11 protein-coding genes are annotated in these 9,880 nt (G+C 65.4%); all 11 read right to left on the bottom strand.

The window, feature by feature from the left end:
• Positions 1-527: 527 nt before the first annotated feature.
• Genes PQR67_RS36020 through PQR67_RS35970 form a run of 11 tightly spaced genes read right to left on the bottom strand, consistent with a single transcriptional unit; the run spans position 528 to position 9,879 of the window.
• Positions 528-1,832, bottom strand: a complete 1,305-nt coding sequence (locus tag PQR67_RS36020; RefSeq protein ID WP_408467557.1) for a FliI/YscN family ATPase — start codon at positions 1,830-1,832, stop codon at positions 528-530.
• Positions 1,833-1,864: 32 nt separating this feature from the next.
• The gene (locus tag PQR67_RS36015) at positions 1,865-3,943 is read right to left on the bottom strand and encodes a flagellar biosynthesis protein FlhA (protein WP_408467556.1); all 2,079 of its coding nucleotides are present in this window, start codon (positions 3,941-3,943) and stop codon (positions 1,865-1,867) included.
• Between the two features lies 1 nt (position 3,944).
• The gene (locus tag PQR67_RS36010; RefSeq protein WP_408467555.1) at positions 3,945-4,685 is read right to left on the bottom strand and encodes an EscU/YscU/HrcU family type III secretion system export apparatus switch protein; all 741 of its coding nucleotides are present in this window, start codon (positions 4,683-4,685) and stop codon (positions 3,945-3,947) included.
• Positions 4,682-5,404 carry an EscT/YscT/HrcT family type III secretion system export apparatus protein gene (locus PQR67_RS36005; RefSeq protein ID WP_408467554.1) on the bottom strand — a complete coding sequence of 241 codons (723 nt, stop codon included), beginning with the start codon at positions 5,402-5,404 and terminating at the stop codon, positions 4,682-4,684. The genes PQR67_RS36010 and PQR67_RS36005 overlap by 4 nt, the downstream gene beginning before the upstream one ends.
• 2 nt (positions 5,405-5,406) lie before the next feature.
• Entirely contained in the window at positions 5,407-5,682 is a 276-nt protein-coding gene (sctS, locus tag PQR67_RS36000; RefSeq protein ID WP_408467553.1) for a type III secretion system export apparatus subunit SctS, read from the bottom strand.
• Positions 5,679-6,323 carry a type III secretion system export apparatus subunit SctR gene (gene sctR / locus PQR67_RS35995; protein ID WP_408467552.1) on the bottom strand — a complete coding sequence of 215 codons (645 nt, stop codon included), beginning with the start codon at positions 6,321-6,323 and terminating at the stop codon, positions 5,679-5,681. The genes sctS and sctR overlap by 4 nt, the downstream gene beginning before the upstream one ends.
• Positions 6,320-7,291 carry a FliM/FliN family flagellar motor switch protein gene (locus PQR67_RS35990; protein WP_408467551.1) on the bottom strand — a complete coding sequence of 324 codons (972 nt, stop codon included), beginning with the start codon at positions 7,289-7,291 and terminating at the stop codon, positions 6,320-6,322. Before PQR67_RS35990 ends, sctR begins: the two co-directional genes overlap by 4 nt.
• Positions 7,288-8,061 carry a flagellar biosynthesis protein gene (locus PQR67_RS35985; RefSeq protein WP_408467550.1) on the bottom strand — a complete coding sequence of 258 codons (774 nt, stop codon included), beginning with the start codon at positions 8,059-8,061 and terminating at the stop codon, positions 7,288-7,290. Before PQR67_RS35985 ends, PQR67_RS35990 begins: the two co-directional genes overlap by 4 nt.
• Complete coding sequence (locus PQR67_RS35980) at positions 8,055-8,630, bottom strand: hypothetical protein (protein ID WP_408467549.1); 576 nt, start codon at positions 8,628-8,630, stop codon at positions 8,055-8,057. Before PQR67_RS35980 ends, PQR67_RS35985 begins: the two co-directional genes overlap by 7 nt.
• The gene (gene sctJ / locus PQR67_RS35975) at positions 8,627-9,556 is read right to left on the bottom strand and encodes a type III secretion system inner membrane ring lipoprotein SctJ (protein WP_408467547.1); all 930 of its coding nucleotides are present in this window, start codon (positions 9,554-9,556) and stop codon (positions 8,627-8,629) included. Before sctJ ends, PQR67_RS35980 begins: the two co-directional genes overlap by 4 nt.
• Entirely contained in the window at positions 9,556-9,879 is a 324-nt protein-coding gene (locus tag PQR67_RS35970) for an acyl carrier protein (RefSeq protein WP_408467546.1), read from the bottom strand. Before PQR67_RS35970 ends, sctJ begins: the two co-directional genes overlap by 1 nt.
• Between the last annotated feature and the right edge of the window lies 1 nt (position 9,880).

Here is a 9,880-nt window from a genome sequence, read left to right as displayed (position 1 = left end):
GTGGGGGGGGGGGGGGGGGGGGGGGGGGGGGGGGGCCCCCCCCCCCCCCCCCCCCCCCCCCCACCCCCCCTACGCCGCACCCTGCTCAGCGCGACGGCGCTAGCCGTGCTCGCGACCCTCGCGCGCTACGCGTGCGAGAGCCGCCCGCCAACGCTCTCTGGCATCGTCATGCCGGACCCGCTCGACGTTCCAGTCCCGCAGTGCTTCCCCCGCATGGTGGCGTGCCAGCGCATGCGCATGCTGCGCGTCGCTGAGTTGCCGCTGCAGCAAGGGCGTCTGTATATCGTGCGCACGGAGCGTCGCATGCCACTGCCCTCCCGCCCTCTGATCGCGTCGGCAGAATGCGAGCACCTGCTGCCGCCCGGCTGCGTGCCGTTCCAGCGCGGCGACCTGCTCCGCCACCGCAGTTGCTGCCGCCCGTTCACGTCGGCGAGCCTCTGCCAGCGCGCGCAGCCTGCGGCGCACCCGCAAACCGCGCACCCTCGCGAGCAGCCGCCAAAGATCCGACTCCTGCGCCGCACTGCGCATCACACCGCGGGCGCGCCCGCGCACAACGCATGCAACAGCGTGCGCGTTTCGGCCCACGAACTGCAGCGGTCGTACGGCTGACACAGAAAGCGCTGGATGTCCGGGCGCTGGTCGATCGCCAGATCCGTCCCGGCGTCGTTACCCCGCTCGTATTCGCCGATCTGCAGCAACATCTCGACCTCCTCATACCGCGCCAGCCAGTCGCGCACACGGTTGGCGTCGGCGCGCTGCGCGGCATCCGCGACGCGATTCATCAAGCGGCTGCGGCTGCGCAGAATGTCGATCGCCGGGTAGTGCCCGGCCGCACCCAGTTTCGACGACAGCTGGATGTGCCCGTCGAGCAGCGAACGCGCCTCTTCCGCAACCGGATCGGACAGATCGGCCTCGTCGGCGAGCACGGTATAGAAGGCCGTGATGCTGCCGCGTCCCGTTACGCCGGCCGATTCGATCAGTCGCGGCAACTGCGCGAACACGCTCGGCGGGAAGCCGCCGCGCAGAGGCGGCTCCCCGACCGCCAGGCCGAGCTCGCGCAACGCCCGCGCATAGCGAGTGAGCGAATCGAACAGCAGAAGCACATTGCGACCCGTCGCTCGCAAGTCCGCCGCGACTTTGGCCGCGAGTTCAGCCGCTTTGATGCGCTCCGCAGCGGGACGGTCGGATGTCGAAGCAATCACGATCGTCGAGGCACGCCGGTGTGCAAGATGGTCGTGAATGAATTCGGCCACCTCGCGGCCCCGCTCGCCGATCAGCGCCACCACGACCGCATCGGTCGATGCGCCGTTGGCGATCATGCCCATGATCGTGCTCTTGCCCCCGCCTGCCGGCGCGAAAATGCCCGTGCGCTGGCCGACGCCGCAGGTGAGCAGGCCGTCGATCGCGCGCACGCCGGTAGCAAACGGCGTGGCGATCACCGGCCGTTCGAGCGGATTGAGCGTCGCCCCGGCATCGACGTGCCCGGCCGCGCCAGGTGCGAGCGGCTGTGGCGCAGGACCACCGTCGAGCGGGTTGCCAAGGCCGTCGACCACCCGTCCAAGCAGCCCCGCTGCATCGAACGTGCCCCATGCCGAGCCGCAGCCTTGCACCTCGGTGATGTCGGAGAGGCCCGTCAAACCGGCGAGCGGCATGACCAGTGCGCCATCGTGCGCAAAGCCGACCACTTCGCCGTATTGCGCCTCGAACGTATCCGGGCGCACCAGCCGCACCTTCTCGCCGATCCGCAATGACACCCCCACCACGCGCGCAACCACGCCGCGCGCTTCCACCACCCGGCCGCGCAGCGCCGGCGCCGAGGTCAACACCGGCACACTATTTCCGGCAGACCGCAAGATGTTCCCGGTCATGCCGCACCCAGCGTCGCGACCGCCTGGACACGGTAGACATCGAGTGGAATCTCTTCGATCGCCAGCACCGGCACACGCCAGCCGAAGTCGCCGAACACACGCGCAAGGTGCGGACGCAGTACGGCGTTCGTGACAACCAGACGGATCCCGGACAGGTCCGCCGCAAGGATCTGCTGCACGTGGGTGAGTTGTTCGGCGGACAGCACGCACTGCGGCTCGCCGTCGACGCCGCTCCTGATCTGCGCTTCGAGACCGGCCTCCCATGCCGGGTCCAGCACGGCCGCCGAGATTGTCCATGTCTCAAGATCCGCATAACCACGCGTCATTTGCCGTCCAAGCTGGATGCGCGCTTCCCGCACCATCCGGTCGATCGTGCGCTCGCCCGCCGGCACGCGCACGACCGCTTCGAGAATCGCACGCAGGTCGCGAATCGGCACGCGCTGCTGCAGCAGTTGCCGCAGCACGCTCGCAATCTGCACCGTGTTCGCGGCCTGCGCCGCCTGCGCGACCAGCTCGCGAAATTCGATCGCCAGTTGATCGAGCAGGAAGCGCGTCTCCTGCGTGCCGAGAAAGTCGGCCGCGGAACGTTCGCAGATTTCGACGAGGTGATCGCACAATGCTTCGTCGACGCTCGCCTTTTGAATTCCCGGGTCACTGATTGACGCCGCCGTCGCGGTCGGCACCCAGACCGATTTCGCCATGCGCGGCCGGTAGCCTTCGACTCCCTCGAACACAATCAGGCTCTCAGCGCCGCTTACCAGGGTGTGGGCGGCAACCAGCGTGCTGCTCGCAAACGGTACGTCCTCGATATCGACGATGTAGCGCTCTGGCTCGAGCCGTGCGTCGCGCAGCAATGCGAGACCGGGAAACGGCACACCCAGCTCGACCATCAGGCGGCGGCGTAACTGGCCGAGCTGCCGGTTCAGCGCCTCGGGTCGCAACGCATCGAAGGCCTTCAGGCCGAGCCGTAGCCGCAATGTGGCGCTGGTGCCCAGCTCGACATCGTCGAGGATGCGCGGCACGTAGTTGCCGCCGTCACGCGTCATCTCGGGCATCAGCGCGCGCTGCGAGTTCGTCGCGAGCGCGGCGTTGCGTATCAGCGTAATCGCCAGCGCAAGCAGTAGTCCGCCGGCAACCAGAAATTGAATGTGCGGAAAGCCAGGAATCGCCGCCAGCAGGAGACAGGCGACGCCGGCCATCGCCAGCGCTTTCGGATGCTGCGCCAGTTGCCGGTAAATGTCCGCGCCCAGATGCGTATCCGCGCTATCGGTCGACGCCACACGGGTCACGAGAATGCCTGCCGCCACCGACACGATCAGCGACGGAATCTGCGACACCAGACCGTCACCGACCGTGAGAATCGTATAGGTGTGCAGCGCGTCGCCGAACGGCATGCCGCGCTGCACGATGCCAACCGCCAGCCCGCCCACGATATTCACCAGTGCGACGACGAGCCCCGCCACCGCATCGCCCTTGACGAATTTCATCGCGCCGTCGAGCGAGCCGTAGAAATACGTCTCACGTTCGAGCGCCGCGCGCATCCGGCTCGCCTGGGCGGCCGTGAGCACGCCGTTGCGCATGTCGGCGTCGATGCTCATCTGGCGGCCCGGAATGCCATCCAGCGTGAAGCGCGCGGCCACTTCGGCCACCCGGTCGGCCCCCTTCGCGACCACGATGAACTGGATCGCCGCGAGCACGACGAATACCACCAGTCCGACCGCAACGTTGCCACCCACCACCAATTCGCCGAATGCGGTGATGATCTGGCCGGCGTGCGCATGCAACAGGATCATCTTGGTCGACGCGATCGCCAGCGCAAGGCGCAGCAACGTGGTGATCAGCAACAGCGACGGAAAACTCGCGAGTTCCGCGGCCTTCGAGACGTACAGCGTGGCGCTCAACATCGTCAGGCTGGCGGCAAAACTCGCGCAAATGAACAGATCGAGCACGAACGGCGGCACGGGCACGATCAGCAGCGCCAACACCGCCAGGATGCCGATGCCGACGGCGAGGTCGGCGTGACGCGCGAAAAAGGCCGAGAGATCGTAACGGCTGAGAATAGAACGGTTCGACATTTTATTGACCAAGCTCCCGATGAAGCGCGCGGCGACGGTTTTTTACGTAGGGGTCGCCTTCGTCGTCGCGGAACTCCCGTTTGATTTCGCTCTTGTCCATGCGCATTTGGCGCAGCCACAGAAAGCGCTGGATGAAATAGTCGGCGGCGGCGGGCACGATCTGCGATGCGGTCATCCAGCCCAGCAGATGCGAGTGCGAGATCGACGTATGGCCAAGGTGAACCGGCAACGAGAAGGCCCAGATGGGCGCGAGCTGCCGCAGCCATGCGGCGAGCGCCTGCGCGAAAAGAAATAGCAGGATCGCGAACTGCAGTAGCGTGAGTACCGTGTCCCACAGCAGGCGCAGGCTGAACATCTGCTTGAGCCCGTTGATGGGATTCAGACGCTTCACGTCGGGCGTTACGCGCTTCCACGCGAGCAGTCCGCGCGTCTGCACCAGTTCCGGCACCAGAACGGCAAGCACGCCGACGCCGAGCGTGGTCAGTACGACCGGCATGAACGCGCTCAGCACGGCGAGCGTCGACACAAACCGGTCGCCGAACACAAGGTTGGCGTCGAGCGTCGTCATATGCAGCATCAGCCTCGTGCACAACGCATACAGCCGCGGGGCCTCGATGAACAGATACAGCCACCAGCACAGACCACTGAACGCAACCGTCAGGTGCGTGCTCTTCGCGATGTCACCGTCCTGGCGCGCGCGGCGGATCCGCTTGGGGGTCGGAGCTTCGGTCTTGTTACTCATCGCAGATGGATCACATGATCGAAGGCGATACGCAACTGGGTGAACAGCATCGGCACGCTGAGCATCGCGGCAAACGGCAGGATCATTGCCTTGACGGCGCGCGCAGTCGTAAACGGATTAAGGCGCCTCGCGTGCCGCGACATCAACCCGAAGGCGAGATCGATCAGCAGCGCGAGACCGAGCAACGGACTGGCGAGCCGTACGCCTTCGGTCAGCGAGCCCGGCAGGTCGCGCAACGCGAGATTTCGGAACACGTCGCTCAGATCGGGGTGCAGACGGCCCGGTGGCCAGAGCACCCACGCGTCCGTGAAATAGCCGAACAGCAGCGGCAGGCCTGGCCCTGTGAAGAGCGTCAGGGCGGCAAACTGCGAAAACATCGTTTCGAATATCGCCGCTTCGTGCTGGAAGTGCGGATCATAGATCGCCGCGCTGGCGTAGCCACCCTGCTGGTCGAGTATCGCGCCCGCCGCAGCCGCCGCATGAAAAATCGTGCCGATCAGCAGGCCGAGCGCAGCACCGGTCGCCGCTTCGACGCAGATCGCCGGCAGCAGCGGCGCCGGCCAGCCGATCTGTTGAGGCAGCATGGCCAGCGCAAGCAGCATCGGTAGCCGTAGCAGGATGCCAAGCGAACCGCTCTGACCAAACGGCATCAGGAACAGCGCCACTGCGGGCCTGATCGCACAGAACGCAAAACCCTCGAGATAGCCGGTGTAGTTCATGGTCAGTGCAGGCGCCCCGCAGCGATATAGGTGAACACATGACTGAGAAAGCGCATGAGTTCGCGGCTCCCCCAGGGAGCGACAACGATCAGCACTGCACCGACACAGATAATCTTTGCTCCGTAAGGCAGGCTCTGATCCTGTATCTGCGTGACCGATTGCAACAACCCGATCAGCAAACCAATGACAGTCGCCACGGCGAGAGCGGGCAGCGACAACCAGAACACCAGCATGAGCGCATCGCTGGACAACGTGGCAAGGGACGGGACACTGTTCATTTGGCATAGCCGACGATAAGGCCGTGCATCAGCTTTGAGATACCTGACACCGACACGAAGATGAAAAGCTTCAATGGGATCGAAACCGTGCTTGGCGACAACATCATCATGCCCATGGCGGTCAGCACGTTGGCGACGACCAGATCCACCACCAGAAAGGCGATATAGAGTAGAAAACCCGCCTCGAACCCGCTCGATATTTCGCTGATCAGAAACGCGGGAATCAGCAGTTGGAAATCGGTCTCGCGGGCCTCGTGCTCGGGATCGATGCGCTTCGCGGCGCCAACGAGAAACGTCCGCTCGTCGGGCCGCGAATGCTTCAGCATGAATTCGCCGAGCGGTCCGCGCACCGCCTGCCACAGTTCGGTGGGACGCGGCATCACAACTTCGCCGTTGTCTCCGGCCGGCAGCGCGGCTTCAATCTTCACGATGGTCGGCGACATCACGAGCAGCGTCGCCGCGAGGGCGACCCCCGAAATCACCAGATTGCTCGGCGCCTGCTGCACGCCGAGCGCCGAGCGCAGCAGTGTCAGCACGATGCTGAACTTCGTGAACGAAGTCGTCATGATGACCGCGAGCGGTAGCAGACCGAGCATGAAAAACATGCTGACGGTCTGCAGCTGATCGAGTTGCGCGATCATGCCGGCAGATCCTCCTGGGTTAGCCGGGTCACGCGTACACCTAACGACCCCTCGATATCGATCAGCTCACCACGCGCAAACGGAATGCCCTGGCACAGCAGCGTGACCGTTCGCTCGCTCGCGGGCAGCCGGAATGCAACGATCGATCCCTGCCGCAGATGGGCCAGTTCAGCGACCGATAACGACAGCGTGCCGAGCATCGCGTCGAACGCAAACGTCAGGGCGTCGATAGGCAACAGCTCACTGGTCACTTCAACGGGCGGGGTTTCATCATTCAGGACATGGTCTATCAAGGTGTGCTCCTCAGTGAACTTCAACAAAATCCGGCACGCGCCCAATCGCAATGGCACGCGCAGATAACACGAATGACGGTCGAACAGCAGGGCGTCGCCCACCGCGATCTTGCGCAAACGCGGCAGCGACATTGACGGGCCAGGCATACAGATCGGCATCCGCACGTACAGGCGGCGCAGCAGCGCCTCGCTGGACAGCGGCGCCGGCATGCGCCGTTGCAGCCAGGCATCGACTGCGGGGCTGCAAAACGAGAAATGCGCAGTACGGCCGCTCGCCGCATGCGTGACGGCGATGCCGTACGCACCCGGCTGCGTGACTGCATCGAAAACGACGGTGGTGACGTCGATCGTGAAGCCGAACAGCCCTTCCAGCGCGCACAGCCAGTCGCTCAGCGCGTCAACGACGTGCATCACGGCTGTGTCACCGCGCGCGGCGATCACTGACGGCGTCAGCTCCGGCAGCAGCGCGCCGGCATCGCATGCGGCACTAAACGGCGCTTGCGCCGCCGTGCCGGACACCAGCAATGGATAGCGCGCGCGGCACGGCTCGAACTCCAGCGTGAAGCGGCGCGTGCCGACGCGTATTGCCTGTGGCCGGCCGAAGTGCCGGATCGCCAGGTTGTGGCGCTCGGCGTCGGACCTCGCGAGGGTTTCCAGATCCGGCCAGAGACTCATGCGGCCTCCCGCACGAACTGGCGTTGAACGACGCGACCCGGAATCGGTGAAATGGGCGGCGGGGGCGCCTGTGGCGTGGCCAGCACGGCCAGCGTCAGCCGCACACCACGCTCGATATGGTCGAGCGCCGTACGCCCCGACCCGTCGGCCAGGTCGTAGGTACGCAACACTTGCGCCACACCGTCCCTGATGCCGCGCTCCAACGCCCGCAGTTGCACCTTCAGGCCGCCATCGATCACGCCAGCTTCGGTTTCGATGACGCACGAATGCGCAGGCAATCCCGCATCGGCCAGAACCGTGCAAAGCGGGGTGCCGAGTTCCTGCTCGATGGTTTCGATCAGTTGCGCGGCTTCCTTGAACACCGGCCTGGCAACGCGTACAGATACAAGTCGCTGCGACTGCGACACGGCAACCGCGCGGCGCAACTGATTGGTCAACGTAGCCGACGGCGGCAGCCCGCCGACAATGTCGCTCACCGCGCTCAGCACGATCTGCGTCAACCGGTCCTGTAAGCGATTCGCCGCAAAAGCCGCCGCAGCCGCACGGCCGACGTGTTCACGCAACGCCGCGGCCTTGCCCGCTGAGTGACCGCGACGCCACGCGCGGCGTTTGAGTTCGCGCACCTGCATGGCGAGGCGAGCGCGTTCTTGTGCCGCTTCGGCGATACGCTCGGCTTCGACTGTACGAAGGCCTTTGAGCGACGCCAGCTCGAGTGCGCTCAAATGACCGTCCGATTCGATTCGCCACACGCCCATTCGACAGATCAGCATGAGTGCGCCTCCATCAAACGCCGCGCGTCCGCAACCAGTTCCCGCGCGTCTTGCACCGAGAATTCATGCACGCGATAACACGTCGCGGCCTCCGATATCAAGCGCGGCAGGCGCAGGCTCCACCAGAACGCATAGCGGGAGTCCGCCGCAGCCTGCATCACCAACGCCAGTCCGAGCGCCGTCATGTCGCGCCGGTTGGATAGCCTCGGTGGCGGCTCGACTTTCAGGTCGGCCGCGTCGGCACGCGGGTGCCGTTGAATCGCAGCGAGCAGGCGCGGCGCGACGCTGACCGCCAGCGCAAAACGAGCCCGGGCAGCGACTACGCGGCGCAACGAACGGGCGAATGCGAACGCGGCGACGATCCGGCACAAGCGCGCGCACGCCGGCCGCGGCCAGAGCGGCAGGAATGCCGGCACGTCGGCAAGCGCCACCTGAACGAGTTGCGGGTAACGGCCAAACAGAAAGGCATGGGCTGCACGCGCGGCACGCTCGTGACGAACCGGCTGCCCGGTTTCGAGCCAGCTGTGATGCGCCCAGTGGGCAGGTGCGCAGGTATAGGCGTGCTTCATGCGTCGTCTCCGGTGCGGGTCGTGGATTTCGACGGACGGATGCCGGTGTCCGCAATGTCTCCGGTGTTCGTGTCAGAGGCGTCGCGTTGTGCTTGTCGCGCAGACAGCCCGGCGTCCGCGGGCGGTAGTCCGGCATTGCGCGCGGGCGTCTTCCGTTTGAACCAGGTACGCGTTTCCGAGTGCCACAACCACATGAAGCCGGCCACCATCAGCACGAGCACGGCCAACATGGACAGCATCGCCGTGGTACGCATCGACGCTTTACCGCTGTCCTGCGCGCAGGTCGTTGCCTCGACCGCGCCCGCGCCACTGGCGACGTCGGCACCGTCTGTGCAGTTGCCCGGAAAGGTCAGCACCGGTGTCACCGGCAGCAACGTCAGCGACACGCGGGTGGGTGTCAGGCCTTCCACACTGCCCGCCACCAGTGCGCGAATCTTGTCGCGCATCAGCTCGATGTTGTAGTCGCTGCGATAGCGCATCATCACGGACGCCGAGGGCGGCATGTCTTGCGCCGGGTCCATCGGATCCTTTTGGGGCAACACGATGTGCACGCGGGCGAGCAGTACGCCGTCCATCTTCTCGAGCGTTTCGGACAGTTCCTGTGACAGGCCATACACGTAGCGGACGCGATCCTCTTCAGGGCTCGAGATCAAGCCCTGCCTGCTAAACAGGTCGCCGAGATTCGCGTGACCGCCGCGCGGCAGTGCGTACGCGCTGGCCAGCTCGGTGGCGACCACCGCGTCGGCGTCGTCGACCGAGATGTTCCAGGTCCGGTCCGCGTTGCGCTCCTTGTAGCCGTTGACTCCGTGATGGCTCAGCGCAGCAACGATGCGATTCGCCTGGTCCTCGTCCAGGCCTTCAAAAAGCGAGGTTCTGCAGCCGGCGAGGAAAAGCAGGACCGGCAGCAGGATCAGGGTGCGGCGCATCAGCTTCGTTGCGTCAGTGTCTGGATTGCGCGGCCGATCTCGTCGGCCACACGCACCGTCATCTGCACCTTCACCGCGAAGGCGCCCATGTCGGCCTGCAGACGCAGCATGTCGGACGTCGAGACACGGCCCGAGTCGAGTTGATCGAGGTGCTGCGACAGTTGCTGCGACGACTTGTCCTGCATGCCCTCTGCATGCGCCATCAGACGCTCGAATAGCGAAGCGCCGTCGCCCGAATCGTTAGCGGACAGGCCCGTGACCGGAGCCACAGGGGACAATGGACCGGCTTGCGTCGGCATGGTGGTGACGGGGGATTGCAACATA

It is taken from the genome of Paraburkholderia fungorum, from assembly GCF_046026025.1.
GTDB lineage: Bacteria > Pseudomonadota > Gammaproteobacteria > Burkholderiales > Burkholderiaceae > Paraburkholderia > Paraburkholderia fungorum_E.
This window is presented reverse-complemented; position numbering and strand designations above follow the sequence as displayed.